The sequence below is a fragment of the Branchiibius sp. NY16-3462-2 genome (assembly GCF_001594145.1).
GTDB lineage: Bacteria > Actinomycetota > Actinomycetes > Actinomycetales > Dermatophilaceae > Branchiibius.
Map to the genome: position 1 here is coordinate 48,095 of NZ_LVCF01000007.1, position 21,873 is coordinate 69,967.

23 protein-coding genes are annotated in these 21,873 nt (G+C 67.7%); 6 read left to right on the forward strand and 17 right to left on the reverse strand.

The window, feature by feature from the left end; all coding sequences use genetic code 11:
- Positions 1-8 precede the first annotated feature (8 nt).
- The 3 genes from AZH51_RS04660 to AZH51_RS04670 are packed head-to-tail and all read left to right on the forward strand — an operon-like array spanning position 9 to position 2,277.
- Positions 9-821: a thymidylate synthase gene (locus AZH51_RS04660; RefSeq protein ID WP_291521838.1), complete on the forward strand. Its 813-nt coding sequence runs from the start codon at positions 9-11 to the stop codon at positions 819-821.
- A complete protein-coding gene (locus AZH51_RS04665) occupies positions 821-1,753 on the forward strand; it encodes a dihydrofolate reductase (RefSeq protein WP_291521840.1) in 933 nt (310 codons plus the stop codon). The genes AZH51_RS04660 and AZH51_RS04665 overlap by 1 nt, the downstream gene beginning before the upstream one ends.
- Complete coding sequence (locus AZH51_RS04670) at positions 1,753-2,277, forward strand: GNAT family N-acetyltransferase (protein WP_291521843.1); 525 nt, start codon at positions 1,753-1,755, stop codon at positions 2,275-2,277. The genes AZH51_RS04665 and AZH51_RS04670 overlap by 1 nt, the downstream gene beginning before the upstream one ends.
- Here the strand turns inward: AZH51_RS04670 and AZH51_RS04675 are convergent.
- Genes AZH51_RS04675 through dapB form a run of 3 tightly spaced genes read right to left on the reverse strand, consistent with a single transcriptional unit; the run spans position 2,255 to position 4,107 of the window.
- Positions 2,255-2,953, reverse strand: a complete 699-nt coding sequence (locus AZH51_RS04675; RefSeq protein WP_291521845.1) for a type 1 glutamine amidotransferase — start codon at positions 2,951-2,953, stop codon at positions 2,255-2,257. The two genes, AZH51_RS04670 and AZH51_RS04675, sit on opposite strands and share 23 nt — an antisense overlap.
- Positions 2,950-3,360 carry a hypothetical protein gene (locus tag AZH51_RS04680; RefSeq protein ID WP_291521846.1) on the reverse strand — a complete coding sequence of 137 codons (411 nt, stop codon included), beginning with the start codon at positions 3,358-3,360 and terminating at the stop codon, positions 2,950-2,952. The genes AZH51_RS04675 and AZH51_RS04680 overlap by 4 nt, the downstream gene beginning before the upstream one ends.
- Before the next feature lie 3 nt (positions 3,361-3,363).
- Complete coding sequence (gene dapB, locus AZH51_RS04685) at positions 3,364-4,107, reverse strand: 4-hydroxy-tetrahydrodipicolinate reductase (protein ID WP_291521848.1); 744 nt, start codon at positions 4,105-4,107, stop codon at positions 3,364-3,366.
- A 126-nt stretch (positions 4,108-4,233) separates the two neighbouring features.
- Here dapB and AZH51_RS04690 point away from each other — a divergent pair, with 126 nt between their 5' ends.
- Both AZH51_RS04690 and AZH51_RS04695 read left to right on the forward strand, forming a co-directional pair.
- Entirely contained in the window at positions 4,234-6,036 is a 1,803-nt protein-coding gene (locus tag AZH51_RS04690; RefSeq protein WP_291521850.1) for an MFS transporter, read from the forward strand.
- Positions 6,037-6,044: 8 nt separating this feature from the next.
- A complete protein-coding gene (locus AZH51_RS04695; protein WP_291521852.1) occupies positions 6,045-6,956 on the forward strand; it encodes a cytochrome c oxidase assembly protein in 912 nt (303 codons plus the stop codon).
- Here the strand turns inward: AZH51_RS04695 and AZH51_RS04700 are convergent.
- The 12 genes from AZH51_RS04700 to AZH51_RS04755 all read right to left on the reverse strand — a co-directional run bounded on the left by AZH51_RS04700 (position 6,943) and on the right by AZH51_RS04755 (position 19,994).
- Complete coding sequence (locus AZH51_RS04700) at positions 6,943-7,674, reverse strand: glutamine amidotransferase (protein ID WP_291521854.1); 732 nt, start codon at positions 7,672-7,674, stop codon at positions 6,943-6,945. The two genes, AZH51_RS04695 and AZH51_RS04700, sit on opposite strands and share 14 nt — an antisense overlap.
- Complete coding sequence (locus AZH51_RS04705) at positions 7,671-8,348, reverse strand: sirohydrochlorin chelatase (protein ID WP_291521856.1); 678 nt, start codon at positions 8,346-8,348, stop codon at positions 7,671-7,673. The genes AZH51_RS04700 and AZH51_RS04705 overlap by 4 nt, the downstream gene beginning before the upstream one ends.
- Positions 8,345-9,295, reverse strand: coding sequence for a hypothetical protein (locus tag AZH51_RS04710; RefSeq protein ID WP_291521858.1), 951 nt, complete (start codon positions 9,293-9,295; stop codon positions 8,345-8,347). The genes AZH51_RS04705 and AZH51_RS04710 overlap by 4 nt, the downstream gene beginning before the upstream one ends.
- Positions 9,296-9,396: 101 nt before the next feature.
- A complete protein-coding gene (locus AZH51_RS04715; protein ID WP_291521859.1) occupies positions 9,397-11,805 on the reverse strand; it encodes a polyribonucleotide nucleotidyltransferase in 2,409 nt (802 codons plus the stop codon).
- Between the two features lie 121 nt (positions 11,806-11,926).
- Positions 11,927-12,196, reverse strand: a complete 270-nt coding sequence (gene rpsO, locus AZH51_RS04720) for a 30S ribosomal protein S15 (protein ID WP_109684141.1) — start codon at positions 12,194-12,196, stop codon at positions 11,927-11,929.
- Positions 12,197-12,410: 214 nt separating this feature from the next.
- On the reverse strand, positions 12,411-12,821 hold the full coding sequence (locus AZH51_RS04725) for a PIN domain-containing protein (protein ID WP_291521864.1): 411 nt from the start codon (positions 12,819-12,821) through the stop codon (positions 12,411-12,413).
- A complete protein-coding gene (locus AZH51_RS04730; RefSeq protein WP_291521866.1) occupies positions 12,821-13,114 on the reverse strand; it encodes a type II toxin-antitoxin system Phd/YefM family antitoxin in 294 nt (97 codons plus the stop codon). Before AZH51_RS04730 ends, AZH51_RS04725 begins: the two co-directional genes overlap by 1 nt.
- A 121-nt stretch (positions 13,115-13,235) precedes the next feature.
- On the reverse strand, positions 13,236-15,599 hold the full coding sequence (locus AZH51_RS04735; RefSeq protein WP_291521868.1) for a phosphoketolase: 2,364 nt from the start codon (positions 15,597-15,599) through the stop codon (positions 13,236-13,238).
- Positions 15,600-15,721: 122 nt separating this feature from the next.
- A complete protein-coding gene (locus AZH51_RS04740) occupies positions 15,722-17,731 on the reverse strand; it encodes a penicillin-binding transpeptidase domain-containing protein (protein WP_291521870.1) in 2,010 nt (669 codons plus the stop codon).
- A complete protein-coding gene (gene mreD, locus AZH51_RS04745; RefSeq protein WP_291521872.1) occupies positions 17,695-18,189 on the reverse strand; it encodes a rod shape-determining protein MreD in 495 nt (164 codons plus the stop codon). The genes AZH51_RS04740 and mreD overlap by 37 nt, the downstream gene beginning before the upstream one ends.
- Entirely contained in the window at positions 18,186-18,968 is a 783-nt protein-coding gene (mreC, locus tag AZH51_RS04750) for a rod shape-determining protein MreC (RefSeq protein ID WP_291521874.1), read from the reverse strand. Before mreC ends, mreD begins: the two co-directional genes overlap by 4 nt.
- A 3-nt stretch (positions 18,969-18,971) precedes the next feature.
- Positions 18,972-19,994 (reverse strand): rod shape-determining protein, encoded by a 1,023-nt coding sequence (locus AZH51_RS04755; RefSeq protein ID WP_291521876.1) that lies wholly within the window; start codon positions 19,992-19,994, stop codon positions 18,972-18,974.
- A 57-nt stretch (positions 19,995-20,051) separates the two neighbouring features.
- Between AZH51_RS04755 and AZH51_RS04760 the strand changes: the two genes are divergently transcribed.
- Positions 20,052-20,576, forward strand: coding sequence for a MarR family winged helix-turn-helix transcriptional regulator (locus tag AZH51_RS04760; RefSeq protein WP_291521878.1), 525 nt, complete (start codon positions 20,052-20,054; stop codon positions 20,574-20,576).
- A 29-nt stretch (positions 20,577-20,605) separates the two neighbouring features.
- Here AZH51_RS04760 and ndk read toward each other — a convergent pair whose 3' ends face one another.
- The gene (ndk, locus tag AZH51_RS04765; protein ID WP_291521880.1) at positions 20,606-21,025 is read right to left on the reverse strand and encodes a nucleoside-diphosphate kinase; all 420 of its coding nucleotides are present in this window, start codon (positions 21,023-21,025) and stop codon (positions 20,606-20,608) included.
- Positions 21,026-21,046: 21 nt separating this feature from the next.
- Entirely contained in the window at positions 21,047-21,871 is an 825-nt protein-coding gene (locus AZH51_RS04770; protein ID WP_291521881.1) for an undecaprenyl-diphosphate phosphatase, read from the reverse strand.
- Positions 21,872-21,873 lie beyond the last annotated feature (2 nt).

Below are 21,873 nucleotides of genomic sequence, written 5' to 3' on the forward strand. Positions count from 1 at the left end.
TTGCCCTCGTGCGGCAATACCTCGATCTGCTGAATCACGTCCTCGAGCACGGCCAGGCCAAGGAGGACCGGACCGGCACCGGGACCCTGTCCACCTTCGGCTATCAGATGCGGTTCGACCTCGCGGACGGTTTCCCGGCGCTGACCACCAAGAAGCTGCACCTGCGCTCGATCATCGGCGAGTTGCTGTGGTTCCTGCGTGGCGACACCAACGTGGCCTGGTTGCACGAGCGGGGCATTAGCATCTGGGACGAATGGGCCGATGAGTCCGGTGACCTCGGCCCGGTCTACGGCCACCAGTGGCGCTCCTGGCCGACGCCGTCCGGTGACACCGTCGACCAGATCGCCAACGTCATCGAGGCGATCCGCACCAACCCCGACTCCCGAAGGCTGATCGTCTCCGCCTGGAACGTCGCCGAGGTCGACCAGATGGCGCTTCCGCCGTGCCACACGATGTTCCAGTTCTACGTGGCGCCCGCCGACGCGACCGGTCAGCGTCGGCTGTCCTGCCAGCTCTACCAGCGCTCGGCGGACGTCTTCCTCGGGGTGCCGTTCAATATCGCCTCCTACGCCCTGCTGACGCACATGGTCGCCCAGGTGACCGATCTGGTCCCCGGTGAGTTCGTGCACACCCTGGGCGACGCCCACCTCTACAGCAACCACATCGAGCAGGCCCGGTTGCAACTGACCCGGCAGCCCGGCCCACTACCGACCCTGCGGCTCAATCCGGCGCGGCGAGCGATCGACGAGTTCGATCTGGCGGACATCACCCTGGAGGACTACGTCGCCGCTCCGACGATCAAGGCCCCGATCGCAGTCTGATGACGATCTCCTTGATTGCCGCCGTTGCTCGCAACGGCATCATCGGTCGCGCCGGTGGCATGCCCTGGAAGGTGCCCGGCGAGATGGCGCACTTCAAGAAGACGACCATGGGTTATCCCCTGGTGATGGGGCGCACGACCTTCGAATCGGTGGGTGTGCTGCCCGGCCGCAAGATGGTGGTGCTGACCTCCGATCCGCAGTGGACCGCGCGCGGCGTGACCGTCGCGCACAGTGTGGACGACGTGCTGCTGCTCAGCCAGGAGCGGGACATCTTCATCGCCGGCGGCTCGAAGGTCTACGAGCAATTCCTGCCGTACGCCGACCGCCTGGTCCTCACCGACATCCCGTTCGCCGCCGAGGGAGACACCTCGTTCCCCGGCTGGCCGATCGCCAAAGACCCTGCCTGGCAACAGGTTTCGAAGGAGGATCACCCGGGCTTCATCGTCCGGACCTACGAACGGACCCGCCCGCGCACGCAGGTCATCCGCGCACCGTGGGCAGCCGCCGGCGCCGACAAGAAGGTCGGCGCCAGCTGCGCGATCATGCGCGACGGCCGTGTGCTGCTCACCCGCCGCGAGGACAACGGCTTGTGGTGTCTGCCCGGCGGAGGCGTCGACGCCGGTGAGACCTGGGCGCAGGCGGCGGCGCGCGAAGCAGCGGAGGAGACCGGTCTGCAGGTGCGGATCGACTCGGTCCTGGCGGTCTATGCCGACCCCGACGCGGTCATCGTCTACGCCGACGGCCGGCGCAACCAGGTCTTCGGGGTCTGCTTCCGGGCCAGCACCGACGACGAGGCCGGGCTGTCCGACGAGGTCACGCAGGTCGGGTGGTTCACCCGCTCGGAGACGATGCGCCTGCCGATCGTTGTCACGCACCGTCCCCTGGTCGATGCTGCGTTCGAACCTGTCGATACCCCAACGGTGTTCACCTGATGGCTGATGCATCCGTGCGGTTAGCGGGACCCCAGGACGCCGACGCGATCGGCGAGGCGCAGGCGGATCTGTTCCGATCGGCGTACGGCGAGCTGCTCGCTGCCGAGGTGCTGGAGGCGATGACGCCGCAGGCCTTCGCCGACGGGTGGCGCACGTCGCTGACCAACCCGCCCAGCAACGAACACTTCCTGCTCCTGGCCTCCGACGAGCGGGCGCAGGTCGTGGGGCTCGCGGCGGTCGTCCCGAGCACGGAGCACGGCGTCGCCGAGCTGAGCCTCTTCGGGGTGCGCCCTGCCGCACGCGAACAGGGCCACGGCTCAAGGCTGTTGAACGCGGTCGCCGACCTGCTGAAGGAGGGCAACGCCGTCGCGGTCGAGGTGTGGATCCCCGCCACCGACGAGCAGTTGCGGGCCTTCCTGACCGCGGCCGGGCTGGCTCCCGACGGGGCCTGGCGGGACCGGGAGATTGACGCCGACGGACGCACCACCCGCGAGGTCCGGCTCAGCGCAACCCTTGGCGAGTGACGCACAGGTCAACGAACCGCGCGAACCACGCCGACCAGGTGTCCTCGAGTTCGTCTGCGGCACTTGCGGCTTCGGCCCGCACCTGATCCGGATCGAAACCGCGTGACCGGATCGAGTCGTCCGACCAGCTCTGCACCCGCTGCCCTGACGCCTCCGGGTGGAACTGCACACCCCAGGCCGCACTGCCGACCCGGAACGCCTGGTGCGGCACCCGCTGTGAGGACATCAACCAGACCGCGTCCGGCGGCAGCGCCGTGATCTGGTCCTGGTGACTCTCGACCGCGCGCACCTCGCCGGGCAACCCGCCGAAGACCGCGTCGCCGGCCGCTGCGGGACTGACCCGCAACGGCGTCACCCCCTTCTCGGGTAACCCGTACGCCGACCGGACCGCACCGCCGCAGGTGTGGGCCAGTAGCTGAGCACCCAGGCAGATCCCGAGCAGCGGTGTCCCGGTCGCAACGGCCGCGTTGATCAGGTCCCGCTCGGCCGGCAGCCACGGCGCCTCGTGGTCGGCATCCGGCATGAAGCCGCCGCCGAGAAGCACGAAACCGTCGAAATCCGTTGCTGTTGGTACCTTTTCGCCGGCGTGCGCCCGCAGGACCGTCGCACCGGGCAGCCAGTCGGTAAGCCGCCCCGGGCCGCTGTCCGGGTCGTTCTCGATGAGTGCGAGCTTCACTCGTCGAACCCGTGCTCACTCAGCCACGCCTTCGACACGCGTTTCGGCACCCGCAGGATCCAGCCGTCGAGCAGCACTTCCTCCAACCGCTCGGGATCGATGCGGTCGAGCACCAGCAGGGCCGAGGGCCAGGAGCGGAAGTGCGGGATCGTGAAGAAGACGTCCGGATCCTCATCGATCAGCGCCGCCCGCTCGTCCAATGACGCGACCCGCACGGCGATCACCGTGCCGTCCGGCCAGGCCTGCCCCAGTTCGGCGAGTTGGTCCAGATCGGACTGATTGGCCGCGCGCACCCACGCGATCTGCCCCGCCTTGGTCCGCCAACACAATGCGCCCCAGCCGTTCTCGATCTCGGTGACGCCCGGCAGGTCGGCCAGCACGCGGCGTACGTCATCGAGGGTCGCCATGGCTCAGAGGTCCAGATAGTGCTCGAGCCCGACGGTCAGACCCGGGTGGTCGGCGACGGCCCGGACTCCGGCCAGGACACCGGGCATGAACGAGGCCCGGTCGAACGAGTCGTGCCGGATGGTGAGTGCCTCCCCCGGTCCGCCGAAGAGGATCTCCTCGTGGGCGACCCGACCGCGCAGACGTACGGCGTGCACCGGGATCCCGTCCACGCGGGCACCCCGGGCGCCCAGCGGGTCCGAGGTCGTGGCGTCGGGGACGTCACCCAACCCGGCCTCGGCGCGGGCGGCCGCCAGCACGCGGGCGGTGCGCGCCGCCGTACCCGAAGGAGCGTCCACCTTGTCCGGGTGGTGTTGCTCGATGACCTCGACCGATTCGTAGTAGGGCGCGGCCCGGCGGGCGAACTCCAGCGCCAGCAGGGCACCGATCGCGAAGTTGGGGGCGATCAGCACGCCGACCCCGGGATGGTCCGCCAACTGGGCGCGCACGGCGTCCAGGCGTTCGTCGGTCCAGCCGGTGGTCCCGACCACGCAGTGCACGCCGCGCTCGATGCAATACGCGACGTTCTCCGGCGCCGCGTCGGGCACCGACAGGATCACCGCAACCGTTGCCCCGCCGAGGTCACCCAGCGCGTCGTCCTTGTCGAACGCCCCGGCCAGCTCCAGATCGGCCGCTGAACCCACTGCTCCGACGGCCTCGGTCCCCATCCGGCCCTGCGCCCCGATCACTGCAACTTTGGTCTTCGTCACAGGCGCCAGCGTACGGGGGCCGGGTTGCCGGGAGTGGAGCATAGGTTCTATATTGATTACCTAAGCTAACTTTCTCGCGATGGGACACCGGCGTCCCTGGCGACCCCCGAGCAACGAAAGACTTCTGTGAGCGCCGTACCCCCAGAACCGATTACCGAGCCCGGTGAGGCCGAGACCGACCAGCAGCAGCGCGGTCGGCGGCGTCGCTATGAGGCCGACCATCCCCATTACAAATGGATCGCCCTGTCCAACACCACGCTGGGCATCCTGATGGCCACGATCAACTCCTCGATCGTGATCATCTCGCTGCCGGCCATCTTCCGCGGCATCAACCTCAACCCCCTCGACCAGGGCAACGTCAGCTACCTGCTGTGGATGCTGATGGGCTTCCTGGTCGTCTCCGCCGTGCTCGTGGTCACCCTGGGCCGCCTCGGCGACATGTACGGCCGGGTCAAGATCTACAACCTCGGCTTCGTGGTCTTCACCCTCGCCTCGCTGGCGCTGTTCCTGTGTCCGTTCGACGGTTCGGCCGGCGCGATGTGGCTGATCATCGGGCGCATCATCCAGGGCATCGGCGGCGCCATGCTGATGGCCAACTCGGCGGCCATCCTGACCGACGCCTTCCCCGCGCACCAGCGCGGAATGGCCCTCGGGATCAACCAGGTGTCGGCCATCGCCGGATCCTTCCTCGGCCTGATCATCGGCGGTGTGCTGTCCGAATGGCACTGGCGCGCCATCTTCCTGGTCAGCGTGCCGATCGGCATCGCCGGAACCATCTGGGCCTACGCCTCCCTGCACGAGTTGGGCACCACCCGCCGCGGCAAACTCGACGTCCCCGGCAACCTCACCTTCGGTATCGGCCTGACCGCGATCCTGGTGGCGATCACCTACGGCATCCAGCCCTACGGCGGTCACCTGATGGGCTGGACCAACCCGTGGGTGCTCCTCGGACTCATCGGCGGCGCGCTGCTGCTGGTCGCGTTCTGCATCATCGAGTCCAAGAGCAGCGACCCGATGTTCTCGATGTCCCTGTTCAAGATCAAGGCGTTCAGCGCCGGCAACCTGGCCGGTCTGCTGGCCTCCATCGGCCGCGGTGGGATGCAGTTCATGCTGATCATCTGGCTGCAGGGCATCTGGTTGCCGCTGCACGGTTACGACTACGAGTCCACGCCTCTGTGGGCCGGAATCTACCTGCTGCCGTTGACCGTTGGCTTCCTGATCGCCGGGCCGGCGTCGGGCTTCCTGTCCGACCGCTTCGGCGCGCGGGCCTTCGCCAGCGGCGGGCTGCTGCTGAACGCGGTGACCTTCATCGGTCTGATCCTGATCCCGGTGAACTTCTCCTACCCGGTGTTCGCGTTGCTGCTCTTCCTCAACGGGATCGGCTCGGGCATGTTCTCCGCACCCAACACGACCGCGATCATGAACAGCGTGCCCGCCAACCAGCGTGGGGTCGCCTCCGGGATGCGCGCGACGTTCTTCAACGCCGGCACGTCGCTGTCCATCGGCATCTTCTTCTCGCTGATGATCGTGGGCCTGTCCGGTTCGTTGCCCGAGGCGATGCACTCCGGTCTGACCGGCCAGGGCGTGCCCGAGGCGATCGCGGGTGGCATCGCCGCGCTGCCGCCGGTCGCGATGCTGTTCGCTGCCTTCCTCGGCTACAACCCGATCGAGTCCCTGCTCGGTCCGACCGGGGTGCTGCACCACCTGCCGAGCGGCAACGTCGACACGTTGACCGGCAAGGAGTTCTTCCCGCACCTGATGTCCGGCCCGTTCCACGACGGTCTGGTGGTGGTCTTCATCAGTGCCGCGATCATGATGCTGATCGCTGCCGGTGCCAGTCTGATGCGCGGCAAGAAGTACGTGCACGATGACACTGCGCCGGAGCCGGCGGTCGATGCTGGGAAGGAATCCCAGCTGGCTGGACGATAATCACCGCCGTGAACGCACCGGCCCCCTCCGCTTGGCTGACCTCCTGGTCACTCGACGCGGTGGGGGCCGTCGGCGTTGTGGTGGCCGTGTTGTTGACCATCACGTACGCCGCGGGCTTGGTCCGTGCCCACCGTGCCGGGATGCCGTGGCCGGCGTGGCGTGTCGCTACCTACCTGCTGCTCGGGATCGGCAGTCTGCTCTACGCGACGTGCGGTCCGATCGGGGCTCTGCGATCGACGTACCTGTGGATGTTCGCCCTGCACGTCGCGGTGCTGGGCACCCTCACTCCGGTGGGTCTCGCGATGGGCGATCCAGTGCGGCTGCTGGGCTGGCAGCACCTGTTCACCGGGCGGCTCGCGCGCATCGTGACGTTCCCGCTGCTGGCTGTGATCGTCGATGCCGCAGGCATTCTCGCGGTGTTCCTGACCGGGTACGGCCAGGCGGCGCTGGATTCCGGTGTCATCGGCGTGGTGCTGGTGCTGCACATGCTGATCGTCGGTCTGGTCTTCTCGCTCCCGCTCCTGGAGGAAGGCGTGCTGCCCGACTGGGCGACACCGCCGGTGCGGACGTTGATCGCGTTGGGCGACGGACTGATCGACGCGATCCCGGGCATCGTGGTCATGACGATGACGACGTTGCTGATGCCGCGCTTTCCTGGTTTCGCACGGGCCGGTGCGGATCCGCACCTGCAGCAGAAGTGGGCTGGCGGTGCACTACTGGCAACGGCCGAGTCGATCGGATTGCCCATGATCGCGGTGCTGTTCGCACAGTGGATGCGGCACGACGAGCGTCAGGCCGCGCAGGTGGATCTGGTCCTTGATGCGACGCGGCCGGTGAGCGACGATCCGGATGAGCCCGAGACCGATCGGCCCTGGTGGCTGGACGATCCGCGTTTCGCCCACCGGTTCAAGCAGGACTGAACGCCCGCGCGAATTCCACGAACCGCCGCAGTACCTCGGGCGGATGGGTGACATCGGTGGCCCGGGCCAGCGCCATGATCGCGTCCGCTTCCTGCGGGTCGAAATACCCCGCGTCGCGGTAGGTCGTCATCCGCACGTGCAGGCCGTCGGCATCCAGCTCGGGATGGAACTGGGTGCCGTACGCGGCCGGGCCGATCCGTAACGCTTGCACCGGAGCGGCAGGCGAGCCGGCGAGGATTACGGCGTCCGCAGGCAGCGTGGACACCGCCTCCTTGTGACCGACGATGGCGCTGAACACCTCCGGCAGGCTGCCGAAGACGGGGTCGGCCCGCCCGTCAACGGTGAGGGATACAGGGACAGCCGCGATCTGCTCGCCGAAAGTGCTGTCGACCACACCGCCCCGGCGGCGGGCCATCAGGCCCAATCCGTAACAGGCGCCGAGCAGCGGAATCTGTTCTGCCAGAGCGATATCGACGACCTGGCCCAGGTCGTCCTCCGCCCTTTGCTGCTGCGGCGATTTGGCCGCATCGCTGACGTTGAACGGGCTGCCGCCGATGATGATCCCGGCGTAATCGCTCGGATCGCCGGTGAAGGGTTCGCGGTCGACGGCGTGCCGCTGCAGGTCAGATCCCAGACCGGTGAACCGGGCGAACGCTGCGTATTCGTCGTCTGCGGCGGCCTGTTCGGGTCGCACTCCCAGAAGGATGAACGGTTTCACCGTGCTTCCTCGAACCGTCGCACGATGAGGGCCGCCAGCCGCGGGTCCGGACCCAGCGGTTCGGTCACCACGTCGGCGCCCGCTTTCTGCAGTTGATCGTGGAAGTACCCGGGTGCCAGCAGGTACGACGCGACGACGACCCGCGGGTTTCCGTCGCGGGCCGCACGGACCGCTTCGGGGACATTCGGTTCGGCGGACGCGCCGTAACCCACCGTCACCGGCCGGCCCAGCCGCTCGGCCAACTCGCGAGCCGCTTGCTGGGGCGCGTACTTCGCATCCGGACGGCTCGACCCAGCAGCGGCCACGACCAGCGCATCATTGCGTTGGAGACCGGCCGCCGCGATGCGCTCGGCCAGGATCTCGGACAGGACCGGGTCAGGGCCGAGCGGGTCTGCGCTGCGGGCGTTTTCTAACGGTGCCACGGCGTCGGCGATGTCGACCTGGACGTGGTAGCCGGTGGCGAGCAGCACCGGCACGACGACCACTTGGGGTGCATCAGGTGCCCACCGGGCCACTACGTCGACGACTGACGGACTCTGCACATCGACGTAGGCGCGTTCGACCTGCAGATCCGGCCGGGCATCGCGCACCATCTCATGCAAGTCCGAAACGACTTGCTGTCCTTGCGGATTCGCGGTTCCGTGGGCGCACAGGATCAGCACGGGCCGAGTCATCGCCGCGGCTTCCGGCTGCGTCGCAACACATAGGCGGTCGGGGTGACGTTGTTGTAGCGCACGATCCGCTGGGCGACGACCTTCAGCCCGCGCGCCCGCTGGACTGCCTGTTCGAAGAACCGCTTGTCGTCGGTCAGCAAGACGGCTCGACCATCCACTGCAAGCACTCTTTCGACCTCTTTCAGGATCGCTGGGTAGAGCATGCGGTTCTCCTGGTTCGTGCCGACCTTCTTGCCGAACGGTAGATCGGAAACTACCCGGTCGATGAACAGATCGGCCAGGTCGAGCGCGGTGGCGTCCCCTCGGCGTACGTCGATCCGGGCGGTCAGACCACGTTCAGCCACGTTGGCAGACGCGTCGGCGATCGCGGCATTGTCCGCATCGATCGACCAGCCGTGGCCCTCGGGACGCTCGATCGCGTCGATGATCGGGATGCTCGCCACTCCCCCGCACGGATCCAGCAACTTCATGCCGGGTTTGAGCTTTGCCAACCGCAACAACCCGGCGGCCACCGTCGGCGGGGTCGTTGCCGGAAGGCGGCGCATCCGGCCGAAACGGGCCGCCCACGCAAGCGGACCGAGCTCGACCCGGCCACGACCCGGGTCCAGGTTGACCTGCCAGTCACCGGGTCGGTTCACCCAACCGGTAGCTGCCGCAACCGAATCCACCAGCTCCTCGCGCGCGGCTGGCTCGGTGACCTGGACCCGGAATCCGGTGACATCGTCGACCAGTGGGGCTACGAGTGCCTGCAGTTGACCGGGGGTTCCGTCCCAGGGCAGCGCGACCGTGTCGATCATCGTGTTCAGCACGGGCGGTAGTTGCTCGGCGGAAACTTCGCCAGGGCCCACCTGACGGGACCGGACGGCGTACTGCTCCATCAGGTCTCCTCGCACCAGATCCTCGAAACCGACCGCGCAGGTCAGAATCGCACGGTTGTCATCAGGCACCTGCCCAGCCTACGGCGCCGCCGCTGACGGCCCACGCCCACTGAACCAAACGGCCCGGCTCCCTTCTCGGGGAACCGGGCCGATCGGCGTACGTCGATCAGTTACTCAGCGTCGGAGCTCACCGGCTCGGCGCCGGACTGCTCACCCTCGTTGCGGTTGCGGTTGCCACCGCCGCGACGGCGACGGTTGCGCGGACGACGCTCGCCACGCTCGTCGGAGGAATCCGAAGCGTCTTCTGCCGCAACGTCATCCACGTCAGAGGACTCGACCGAGGCAGACTCGACGGGAGCCTCGGGCGCGTCAGAGGAGTCAGCCGGAGCGTTCTCCTCGACGACACCCAGCGACAGCTTGCCGCGCGGGTCGATCTCCTTGAGCTCGACCTGGACCTTCTGGCCGACCTTGAGGACGTCCTCGACCGCGTCGATCCGCTTGCCACCGACGAGCTTGCGCACCTCGGAGATGTGCAGAAGGCCGTCCTTGCCCGGGAGCAACGATACGAACGCACCGAACGTCGTGGTCTTGACCACAGTGCCCAGGAAACGCTCGCCGATCTCGGGCATCTGCGGGTTGGCGATCGCGTTGATCGCGGCCCGCGCCGCCTCGGCCGAGGGGCCGTCGGTCGCACCGATGTAGATGGTGCCGTCGTCCTCGATGGAGATGTCGGCGCCGGTGTCGTCCTGGATCTGGTTGATCATCTTGCCCTTCGGGCCGATGACCTCACCGATCTTGTCGACCGGGACGGTGACGCTGATGACGCGCGGGGCGTACGGCGACATCTCGTCCGGAGCGTCGATGGCCTCGTTCATCACGTCCAGGATGTGCAGGCGGGCGGTGCGCGCCTGGGTCAGGGCACCGGCCAGCACGTCGGCGGGAATGCCGTCGAGCTTGGTGTCCAACTGGATCGCGGTGACGAACTCGCGGGTACCGGCAACCTTGAAGTCCATGTCGCCGAAGGCATCTTCGGCGCCCAGGATGTCGGTCAGCGCGGCGTACTGCGTCTGACCGTCGAGCTGCGCGGAGACCAGACCCATCGCGATACCGGCGACCGGGGCGCGCAGCGGCACACCGGCGTTCAGCAGCGACAGGGTGGAGGCGCAGACCGAACCCATCGAGGTGGACCCGTTCGAGCCGAGCGCCTCGGAGACCTGACGGATCGCGTAGGGGAACTCCTCACGCGTCGGCAGCACCGGCATCAGGGCCCGCTCAGCGAGGGCGCCGTGGCCGATCTCGCGCCGCTTGGGCGAACCCACGCGGCCGGTCTCACCGGTGGAGTACGGCGGGAAGTTGTAGTTGTGCATGTAGCGCTTGCGCGTCACCGGCGACAACGTGTCCAGTTGCTGCTCCATGCGCAGCATGTTCAGCGTGGTGACACCCATGATCTGGGTCTCGCCGCGCTCGAAGATCGCCGAACCGTGCACCCGCGGCAGCACCTCGACCTCAGCCGACAGCGCACGAATGTCCGCCAGGCCACGGCCGTCGATGCGGACCTTGTCACGCAGGATCCGCTCGCGCACGAGCTTCTTCTGCAAGGACCGGTAGGCCGCGGAAACTTCCTTCTCGCGACCCTCGAATTCCTTACCCTCGCCGGCCAATTCAGCCTTCAGGGCGTTCTTGAGTTCATCGAGCTTCTCTTCGCGGTCCTGCTTGCCAGCGATAGTCAACGCGGCGGCGACCTGGTCGTTGCCGACCCGCTCGACGGCGGCGTAGACGTCGTCCTGATAATCCAGGAACAGCGGGAACTCCTGCACCGGCTTGGCGGCGGTGGCGGCCAGCTGCTGCTGCGCCTCGCACAGCACGCGGATGAACTTCTTGGCCGCTTCCAGACCCTGAGCGACGATCTCTTCGGTCGGCGCCTGCTTGCCCTGGTTCTTGACCAGGTCCCAGGTGGACTCGGTGGACTCCGCCTCGACCATCATGATCGCGACGTCGTCACCGACGATGCGACCGGCCACGACCATGTCGAAGGTCGAACGCTCGATGTCGGAGAAGTTCGGGAAGGCGACCCACTGGCCGTCGATGAGCGACACGCGGGTCGCACCGATCGGACCGGAGAACGGCAGACCCGAGATCTGGGTGGACGCCGAGGCACCGTTGATGGCCAGCACGTCGTACTGGTGGTCGGGGTTGAGGGACAGGACCGTGATGACGATCTGCACCTCGTTACGCAGACCCTTGACGAAGGCCGGACGCAACGGCCGGTCGATCAGACGGCAGGTCAGGATCGCGTCCGTGGACGGGCGACCCTCGCGACGGAAGAAGCTGCCCGGGATCTTGCCCGCGGCGTACATCCGCTCCTCGACGTCGACGGTCAGGGGGAAGAAGTCGAACTGGTCCTTGGGCTGCTTGCCCGCGGCAGTTGTCGACAGCAGGGACGTCTCGTCGTCCAAGTAGCACAGCACCGCACCAGCGGCCTGCTTGGCCAGACGGCCAGTCTCGAACCGGACCGTGCGGGTGCCGAAGTCGCCGTTGTCGATGACGGCTTCAGCGAAGGTGATTTCTGGACCCTCCATGGGCCCTCCTCTTCTTGTTTCTTATGTCAGACCGCGCATCATCGTTGTGCGCGGGCTTTCCCTACATACGCCGAAGAGACGGCCACCCCGTGGGTGACCGCCTCTCGGTCGTAACTCTGGTTCAGCGACGCAGACCCAGTCGCTTGATGAGCGAGCGGTAACGCTCGACGTCGACATCCTCCAGGTAGCGCAGCAGGCGCTTGCGCTGGCCGACCAGGAGCAGCAGGCCGCGCCGGCTGTGGTGGTCGTGGGGGTGCTGACGGGAGTGCTCGGTCAGGTCGGTGATGCGCTGCGTGAGCATCGCGATCTGCACCTCGGGCGAACCGGTGTCGCCCTCTTTGGTCCCGTATTCGGAAATGATCTTGGCCTTGGTGGCGGTGTCCAACGGCATAGTCGGGCGACTCCTTCTCGTGAGGTTGCGCGGTGCACCTGGGCATATCCACCAGGGCGCTCTGCGTCCGCGGCCGGTTGTACGGCGATCCAAGGCTACCAGCGGCGCGCCCACCGACCGAATCGGCGACTGCCGCACCTAGTTGCGCGGGTTATCGACGGATGCGCTGGTTACAACCCGCGCATCCGTTGCTAACCCGCGCAAGTCTCCACACCTACGGCAGGTCGTCGGGATAGAAGACCTCGATTTCCTCGATCGTCTTCGGGAAGTCCTTGCGATTGTTGGTCAGGAACGCGTCCGCACCTGCTGCAACCGCCGTCGCCAGATGGACCGCATCGGCCGCCCGCAGTTTGAAGTCCGCTCCATACACGACCGCCAGCTGTGCCACCGCGGAGTCGAGACTCCTCAACTCCACCTGTGCGAGCAATGAGGTGATCTCGGCGACCTCGATACCGCCGGGATCGAGTCGGGTCGGTTTCGCCAGCGTCTCGGGAAGGAGAAGGACCGACCCCACGCAAGCAGTCGCGGCATCCTCGATAACCGTGCGAATAGGCGCCCGCCAACGGTGGCTCGGCGTTCCCGCGTAGATCACCACATCTGCGTCGAACGCAACGACTGGCGGCATCAGTCCCGATCGCGATCTGCCCGGATCTGCCGGATCAGGTCCTCCGCAAACGCAGCCGACAACCCTCCCTCGTCGCGGAGGGGTTGGTTCCGAGCTTCCTCAAGTTGCCGACCGATCTCGTCGGCGCGCTGCCACACCTTCGACGTACGCCGAGTGCGCACCTGATCCGGACTGACCAGGACCGCGACGACCCGGCCATGGCGGGTGATCTCCACCTGCTCCCCCGCCTCGACGCGATCCAACTGCGCGGGCAGGGTCTGTCGCGCCACGGAGGCACTGATCGGATCGGTCATGTACACGATCGTACAACGACGTACAAAAGGGACGCAGCCGCAGATGCGCGGGTCATCGACAGACGCGCGGGTTACAACCCGCGCATCTGTCGATAAGCCGCGCAACGTCGACGCAGCCAGGTCAGCCGGGCCAGGACCAGCCGCTGATCTCCGGGTCGTCCTCGCCGTACTCCCTGGTGTAGGCCCGCGCCGCCAACCGGGCATCGGACATCTCCTGGCGCAACACCGCCTGCGTCGAACCCAGCCCCGGCACCCGGTCGATCACGTCGATGACCAGGTGGAAGCGGTCCAGGTCGTTGAGCATCACCATGTCGAACGGTGTCGTGGTGGTGCCCTCCTCCTTGTAGCCGCGCACGTGGATGTTGCTGTGGTTGGTCCGGCGGTAGGTCAACCGGTGCACCAGCCAGGGGTAGCCGTGGTAGGCGAAGATGACCGGCTTGTCGGTCGTGAACAACGTGTCGAAGTCTCGGGCGGACATCCCGTGCGGGTGCTCGCGCTCGTCCTGCAACCGCATCATGTCCACGACGTTGACGAACCGCACCTTCAGATCCGGCAGTTTCTGCCGCAGGATGTCGGTGGCCGCGAGCGCCTCCAGCGTCGGGATGTCACCGGCGCTGGCGATCACGACGTCGGGTTCGTTGCGGGTGTTGGATGCCCACTCCCAGATACCCAGACCACGGGTGCAGTGCGCGACGGCCTCATCCATCGTCAGATAGGTCAGCGCCGGTTGCTTACCCGCCACGACGACGTTGACGTACTGACGCGACCGCAAGCAGTGGTCGGCCACCGACAGCAACGTGTTGGTGTCCGGCGGCAGGTAGACCCGCACGACCTCTGCCTTCTTGTTGACCACGTGGTCGATGAAGCCGGGGTCCTGGTGGCTGAATCCGTTGTGGTCCTGACGCCAGACGTGCGAGGAGAGAAGGTAGTTCAGCGATGCGATCGGCCGGCGCCACGGGATGTCGTTGGTCGTCTTCAACCACTTCGCGTGCTGGTTGAACATCGCGTCGATGATGTGGATGAACGCCTCATAGCAGTTGAACAGGCCGTGCCGTCCGGTGAGCAGATACCCCTCGAGCCAGCCCTGGCACAGGTGCTCCGAGAGCACCTCCATGACGCGGCCGTTCGGCGCGAGGTGCTCATCGGTGTCCAGGCGCGAACCCTCCCACGCGCGGTCGGTGGCCTCGAACACCGCCTGCAACCGGTTCGAGGCCGTCTCGTCCGGTCCCATCAGCCGGAAGTTGTCCGGGTTCATCCGGATGACGTCCCGCAACCAGGTGCCGAGCACCTTGGTGGCCTCACTGACGGTGACTCCCGGGCGCTCGATCTCGATGCCGTAGTCACGGAAGTCCGGCAGCACCAGATCGTGCAGCAACGCCCCGCCGTTGGCGTGCGGGTTGGCACCCATCCGCCGCTCCCCCTCCGGCGCCAGCTCCGCCAGGGAGTCGATCAGCGCGCCCTCCTCGGTGAAGAGTTCCTCCGGTTTGTAGGACCGCATCCACTCCTCGAGCTGGGCGCGGTGCTCGGGGTTGGTGCGGGTCTCGGCCAGCGGCACCTGGTGCGCACGCCACGTCCCTTCGACCGGCAGCCCGTCGACGATCTTGGGCCCGGTCCAGCCCTTCGGCGTGCGCAGCACGATGGCCGGCCACGCCGGGCGCTCCCCCTCGTGCCCTTCGCGGGCATGGGCCTGGATCGCATGGATCTGGTCGACGGACTTCTCCATCGCCGCGGCCAACTGCTGGTGCACGGACGCTGGTTCGTCGCCGGTGACGAAGATCGGCTCGTAGCCATACCCCGCCAACAGCGACTCGAGTTCGGACTCGGGGATCCGCGCCAGCACCGTCGGGTTGGCGATCTTGTACCCGTTCAGATGCAGGATCGGCAGGACCGCACCATCCTGTGCCGGGTCGAGGAACTTGTTCGAGTGCCAACTGGCGGCCAGTGGGCCGGTCTCGGCCTCACCATCGCCGATCACGCATAGCGCGATCAGGTCCGGGTTGTCGAACGCCGCACCGTAGGCGTGCACCAGCGAGTAACCCAGCTCTCCGCCCTCGTGGATGGACCCCGGAGTCTCCGGCGCCACGTGGCTGGGGATCCCGCCGGGAAAACTGAACTGCCGGAACAGTTTCCGGATGCCGTCCTCGGTCTGCCCGATCGCGGAGTAGAACTCCGAGTACGTGCCCTCGAGGTAGGTATTGGCGACCAGCCCCGGGCCGCCGTGACCGGGACCAGCCAGGTAGATGACGTTCAGATCGCGCTCTTTGATCAACCGGTTCATGTGCGCGTAGATCAGGTTCAGACCCGGCGTCGTCCCCCAGTGGCCGAGCAGCCGCGGCTTGACGTGCTCGGGTTTGAGCGGCTCGCGCAAGAGCGGATTGTCCAGCAGGTAGATCTGACCCACCGACAGATAGTTGGCCGCCCGCCAGTACGCGTCGATCTGTGACAGTTGTTCGTCGCTCAGCGGCGCCGTGCTGGTGTCGGTCATCAGTGCCTCCCGGCCATCAGAAGAGAAACCCGTTGATGCTCCCAACGTAGCCCGACAGCGCCGCCCGGGCGCGCCTTCGGAAGAGGGATTGACGTACGCCGAGTGAACACTTGGTGCCGAGATCACCCCTGGGTGCGCAGCACGTCCCAGATCTGCCGGGCTACCGGTGCTGCCGCATCAGCCCCCGTGCCCGCCTGCTCCAGCATGACCGCGACGACGTATTGGTGGCCGCCGGCGGTCTTCGGCCCGTACGACACGAACCACGACGTCGGCTGCTTGCCGAAAACCTCTGCGGTGCCGGTCTTCCCACACACCCGGTAGCTGGACAGGTCGAACCCCCGGAAGGCAGCGAACGCCGTACCCCGATCACCCGCCGTCACCTCGCACAGCCCGGTCTCCAGGGTCGATCGCGCGGGTGCCGACAGCGCGACCGAGCCGTTCTTGACCGGCGCAACGCCCTGGGTCTTCCCGGCAGCCGTGATGGTCTCTGCCGCCACGTGCGGTTGCCACAGCGTGCCGCCGTTGGCGATGGCGCCGTACGCGACCGCCAACTGCAACGGGGTCACCGACACCGATCCCTGCCCGATCACGAAGTTCACCGCGTCGCCGGGCTGCCACTGGTAACCGGCCGCACAGTTCTCCTTGGCCACCGCGGTCAGATACTCAGCGCGGGCCTTGTCCTTGATCTCTGGATAACCCTTCGCCGCCCGCGCGCAGACCTGCGTCTTGGTCTGCTGCCACTGCTCCAGCTTCCAGGCACGATCCGGGATCAGCCCGGCCACCTCCGACGGCAGATCGACACCGGTGCGTTGCCCGAGGCGGAAGTCCCGCGCCGAGACCGCGAACGGGCTTGCGGTGGAGGGGGATGCCGCCAGACCGCCCTCCTTCTGCCACTGCTCGTAGGCCCACCGGTAGAACACGGTGTCGCACGACACCTCCAAGGCTGTAGTCATCGAGATCGAGCCGTAGGACTCCGACTCGAAGTTGGTGAAGTCGCGGTTGCCGATGCGTAGCGAGGACGGACACGAATAGGTCCCCGACGGGTCGGCGCCTGCGTTGATCGCTCCGGGCAGGGTGACTGCTTTGAAGGTTGATCCCGGCGGCTGCACCTCCGAGATCGCCCGGTTGGGAAGGGCATTGCTGATCTTGGTGTAGTCCGCCTGCGAGATACCTCCGGTCCATACCGCCGGGTCGTACGTCGGCGCGCTGGCCATCGCCACGACACCGCCATCACTGGCGTCGAGGACGACTACCGCCCCGGCGGGGGCCTTCGCCTTGGCCAGGCCAGCCGCGAGCGCCGCCTCGCTCTGGTGCTGGACGGCAGGGATCAGGTGGGTTCGCACGGTGTCGCCCTGGACCGGAGCGCTTTGTGCCGCAACGGAAACCGGTAGACCCCGATCATCGACGGCATAGGTGATCGTGCCCGGTGTGCCCTGCAGCGCCGCGTTGTACGTGCGCTCCAGACCGGCGCGTCCCACCATGTCCTGTGCGGTCAGCTGGGAATCAGCGGCAAGCTCCTGCTGGTTCACCGCACCCAGATAGCCCAGCACCTGCGCGAGGTTGATCCCACCCGGGTGGTCCTGCGGATAGCTGCGCTCGGGGTCTTGCCGCAGCGCGAGCCCGGGATAGTTCGTCGGCTGTTCGAGCATCCCCAGGACCTGCGTCATCGGCGGGTTGTCCAGGATCGGGATCGGCGCGACCGGACTGCCACTGAAGCACAGGGGCACCACCGCGGCACCCCTGGTGCCGCATACCTTGCTCCGTCCGATCAGGTCGGCTGCCGGCACCCCCAGTCCCGCAGCGACGCGGGTGAGCAGCGCGGTGCCGCCGTCCTTCTGATCAGCCAGCACCGTCGGGCTGATCGTGAGCACCGGGTGCAGGGCATTGCCGACCAGCACCGTCCCATCGGCCGCCTGGATCTGCCCACGGGGCGCGGTCACCGGGATGGACCGGGTCGCGCTCTGCCCCAGCAGGGCCGAACCCGGCGTCGCGTCGGTCAGTTGGATCTGGCCCAACCGGAAGATCAACCCGAGGCACACCAGAACGGTCACAGCGAGCACGGCAAGAAGACGCGCCGTCGAGCGAGCCCCGCCGGTCACGCCCACCTCCGCGCCGCGAGCCGGCGTTGCCACACCACCAGTGTTGGCAGCAGCAGCGCACCCAGCAGTGCGGTCAACGCGACGATGCCCAGCGCCGGGCCGATCGGCAGCGACGCACCGAGCGCGGCCCGGCCCAGAAGCCGGATCACCTGGACCACGGCTGCCGCCGCGGCGCTGATGAGGGCCGGAGCCAGCATTGAAGTGCGCCACCACCGGGCACAGACCCCGCCGAGCAGGCCGACGAGCAGATAGCTGAGTGCTCCCACGCCCAACGGTTGCCCGCCCGGGGGCACCAGGTCCAGTAGCCAGCCGACGGCGAGGCCGGCCGCGGCGCCCGCAACCGGTCCCGCGCTCAACCCGACCGACACCACAAGCACCGCCAGCAGGTCCGGTGCGAGCGGGAACCGGGGCAGGACCGTCCCGGCCAGCAGGACGCCGACCAGCGCGAACCCGATGCGCCAGGCCCGCAGCCCCGGCGGCCATAACGTCATGAGGTGAGCACCCCCACGACGTCGAGACTGCTCAGATCGATGGCCGGTCGCACGGTCGCCGACGGCGCCCGGGTGTCGCTGGCCGGGTCGACAGCAGTGACCGTGCCGATGACCAGACCCGGCGGGTAGGGCGTGCCACCGAGGCTTCCCAGAGTCGTGACCTGGTCACCGCGAGCGACCTGTCCCCCGGCGACGACGATCACGCTGACGTCACCGGGTGGGTGCGCCGCGACGCCCGTGGGCGACCTGCCCGTGACCGTTCCCAGTACGCCGCTTCCCACCCGGGCGGCCACCACACTTGACGGGTCGGTCACCAGAGTGACTTCACAGCTGGTTTTCGCGACGGCCGTCACCCGACCCACCAGACCGTCCGCACTGATCACGGCCCGGTCCTGATGGATACCGTTGTTGCTCCCCACGTCCAGGGTGATCCGTTGCACCACGGCCGTTTTCGGGTTGGTCTCAAAGGCGATGACCTGGGCCGCCCGCAACGTGTGGCCGGCGGCGGCCGACGATCCCAGCAGCTTCTCCACGGCGGCGCGGTCCGCGCGCAACTGCTGGGCGTCGGCCAGTTGGCGAGTGGCGGCATCACGCTGTTCGGTCAGGGTGCGCACCCGCTCGTCGGTCGAACCCGCGGCGCGCTGCAGAGGCGACCACACGTCGGCGGCGACGTCCCGCACGGGTGTGAACAGGTGCGGGCTGGCCTGGTCGACGACGGCGATTCCCAACGTTGCCGCCGCAGCCACCCCCACCCAGGCCTTCGCCGATGGTCGTCGCACCGCTCAGCGCACACTTTCGGTGAGCATGGATCGCATCCCGCGGAAGTCCTCGACACAGCGGCCCACGCCGAGCGCCGTACTCCACCGGGGGTTCTCGGCCACCCGCACGGGCACGTGCAGTCCCTCGGACAGGTACTCCGGCAACCCGTGCAGCAGGGCTCCGCCCCCGGTCAGCGTGAGCCCGCCATTGACCAGATCACCGGCCAGTTCCGGCGGCGCCTGCCCGATCAGGGCGGCGAGGGCATCCCGCAGTTCCGCGACGACCGGCGCAAGAGCCGCACGCACGTCATCCGGACTGACCACGACGGTTCGAGGGAGTCCGGAGTCGATGTCACGACCGCGCACGCGCATCGGGCCCACCGGGCCACGGGCACCAGCGGAACCGATCCGGACCTTGATGTCCTCGGCGGTGCGGATACCCAGCAGCAATCGGTGCTCCTGGGTCATCCAGTCCACGATCGCACGATCCAAGGTGTCACCGCCGATGGGCAGCGTCCGGGCCACGACCGTCCCACCCAGGCTGATCAACGCCAGGTCGGTCTTGCCGGCACCGATGTCAGCGATGAGGCATGCCGCCGGACCACTGACCTGTTCCTGCGCTCCGATAGCGGCCGCCAGGGTGCCGTCCACCGTGAAGACCGACCGGGCACCACTGCGCAGCACCGCATCCTCGACCGCGGCCCGCTCCAACGGGCTGACGTGACCGGGCAGTGCCACCGCCATCCTCGGCCGCACGATCCGCGAGGGACGCAGCGAGGTCACGAGATGGCGCACCATCCGCTCGGCGCCGACCGGATCCCGGATGACGCCCCCCACGAGCGGTCGGACCAGTTGCACCTGGCCGGGGGCCCGGCCGAGCATCTCGTAGCCGTCCTGACCCACGGCCAGCAGGGCCCCGGTGCGGGGATCGGTGGCGATCAGCGAGGGCTCGTCGAGCATCACGCCCGCGCCACGCTGGTAGATGACGGTGGTCGCGGTGCCGAGGTCGATGGCCAGATCCGCCCCTAACCCCCACCGCGTCGCCACTGGTGAATGCTAACCGCCCGGTGAGGGGACAGGAGCCGACTGGCAAGATGGGGCACCATGAGCCCGCGCAGACCGCCGCGCGCCAGCGCCACCGCGGTGTACGAAGCCGAGGTCGCCGCGTACATCGCGGCCGGCGGCAACGAGCAGACCCAACGCGTCATCACCGCCGTCCACGGCCTCACCCGCCGCTTGTCGCAGTTCTACAACGCCCAGTTGGTCGACCTCGACGTCTCCGCGGGTGAATGGGGCGTCATCTCCCGCCTGGCCACGACACCCAGGGACGCGATCAGCACTCCGTCGTCGCTGGCCGCGGCGCTGGCGATCGCACCGTCGTCGATGACCCACCGGTTGGACAAGATGTCCGAGCGCGGGCTGATCCTGCGCACCCCCGACACGGCCAACCGGACCCGGATGATCGTCACCCTGACCTCCGCGGGCTGGGAGATGTTCCGCAAGGCCATCCAGGCCAGCGACGTGGTCGAGTCCGATGTGCTTGCCCAACTCAACGAGCGCGAGCGGGAGACGCTCGCCGATCTGTTGGAGCGGGCGATCGCCGGGCTGGACGACGCACTCGACAGCTGAGCTCAGCCGGTCAGCCGGTCAGCCGGTCATCAGCCGAACCAGATGCCGATCTCGCGCTCGGCGGACTCCGGCGCGTCGGAGCCGTGCACGACGTTGGCCTGTACCTTCTCGCCCCAGTCCCGGCCCAGGTCGCCCCGGATGGTGCCCGGCAGCGCAGCGGTCGGGTCAGTCGCCCCCGCGAGCGCCCGGAAGCCCTCGATGCAGCGGTGTCCCTCGACAACGACGAAAGTCGCCGGCCCGGAGGACATGAAGTCGATCAGCGGCTCGTAGAACGGTTTGCCCTCGTGCTCGGCGTAGTGCTGGGCCAGGCGATCACGGTCCGGGGTCTGCACCGTCAGGGCCGCCAGCGTGTAGCCCTTGGCTTCGATGCGACGCAGCACCTCTCCGGTGAGGCCGCGACGATAGCCGTCCGGTTTGACGATGACCAGGGTGCGTTCCAGCGATGTCACACCCACGACCCTAACGGCCGCTCAGGTCGCCGACAGCGCCCCTACCCCCAGCAGCACGAAGAGCAGCACCGCCAGCAGGATCCGGTAGTAGACGAACGGGCGGAAGTTGTGCGTGGAGATCCACCGCAGGAACCAGGCGATCACGGCGTACCCGATGACGAACGAGATCAGGGTGGACACGATGATCGGTCCCCAGCCACCGTCGTCCCCCGCGTGAGCGCCCTTGAGCTCGAACAGGCCGCTGGTCAGCACCGCCGGGATGGCCAGCAGGAAGGAATAGCGGGCCGCCGAGGCCCGGTCGTAGCCCATGAACAGACCACCGGAGATGGTGCCGCCGGAGCGGGACACGCCGGGGATCAGGGACAACGCCTGCCACAGACCGAAGAAGATGCCGTCCTTGACGTTGAGGTCGGCCAGCGTCTTGGTCTGCCGGGCGGTGCTGTCGGCGACGGCAATCACGAGCGCGAAGATCAGCAACATGCTGGCCGTCAGCCACAAGTTGCGGGCGGGTCCCTCGATGGCGTCCTTGAACACCAGACCCAGGATGCCGATCGGGATGGTGCCCAGGATGACGTACCAACCCTCCCGGGCCTTGGGGTCATTGCGCGGCAGTTTGCCGGTGAGCGAGAAGAACCAGTGCTTGAGAATCGTGCCGATGTCGCGGGCGAAGTAGACGATCACTGCCGCCTCGGTGCCCAGCTGGGTGACCGCGGTGAACGCCGCGCCGCCGCCGTCGTTGCCGAAGAACAACCGGGAGACGATCAGCTGGTGGGCTGAGGAGGAGATCGGCAGGAACTCGGTCAGACCCTGCACGATCCCCAGGACGATCGCTTGCAACCAGCTCACGC

Excerpts from the sequence above, each read along its gene's own strand:
- AZH51_RS04760 (WP_291521878.1), top strand. The coding sequence starts at position 20,052 with ATGAGCCCGCGCAGACCGCCGCGCGCCAGCGCCACCGCGGTGTACGAA.
- AZH51_RS04670 (WP_291521843.1), top strand. The coding sequence starts at position 1,753 with ATGGCTGATGCATCCGTGCGGTTAGCGGGACCCCAGGACGCCGACGCG.
- AZH51_RS04705 (WP_291521856.1), bottom strand. The coding sequence starts at position 8,348 with ATGACTCGGCCCGTGCTGATCCTGTGCGCCCACGGAACCGCGAATCCG.
- AZH51_RS04735 (WP_291521868.1), bottom strand. The coding sequence starts at position 15,599 with ATGACCGACACCAGCACGGCGCCGCTGAGCGACGAACAACTGTCACAG.
- AZH51_RS04725 (WP_291521864.1), bottom strand. The coding sequence starts at position 12,821 with ATGCCGCCAGTCGTTGCGTTCGACGCAGATGTGGTGATCTACGCGGGA.
- AZH51_RS04665 (WP_291521840.1), top strand. The coding sequence starts at position 821 with ATGACGATCTCCTTGATTGCCGCCGTTGCTCGCAACGGCATCATCGGT.
- mreD (WP_291521872.1), bottom strand. The coding sequence starts at position 18,189 with ATGACGTTATGGCCGCCGGGGCTGCGGGCCTGGCGCATCGGGTTCGCG.
- rpsO (WP_109684141.1), bottom strand. The coding sequence starts at position 12,196 with ATGCCGTTGGACACCGCCACCAAGGCCAAGATCATTTCCGAATACGGG.
- AZH51_RS04715 (WP_291521859.1), bottom strand. The coding sequence starts at position 11,805 with ATGGAGGGTCCAGAAATCACCTTCGCTGAAGCCGTCATCGACAACGGC.
- AZH51_RS04680 (WP_291521846.1), bottom strand. The coding sequence starts at position 3,360 with ATGGCGACCCTCGATGACGTACGCCGCGTGCTGGCCGACCTGCCGGGC.
- AZH51_RS04730 (WP_291521866.1), bottom strand. The coding sequence starts at position 13,114 with ATGACCGATCCGATCAGTGCCTCCGTGGCGCGACAGACCCTGCCCGCG.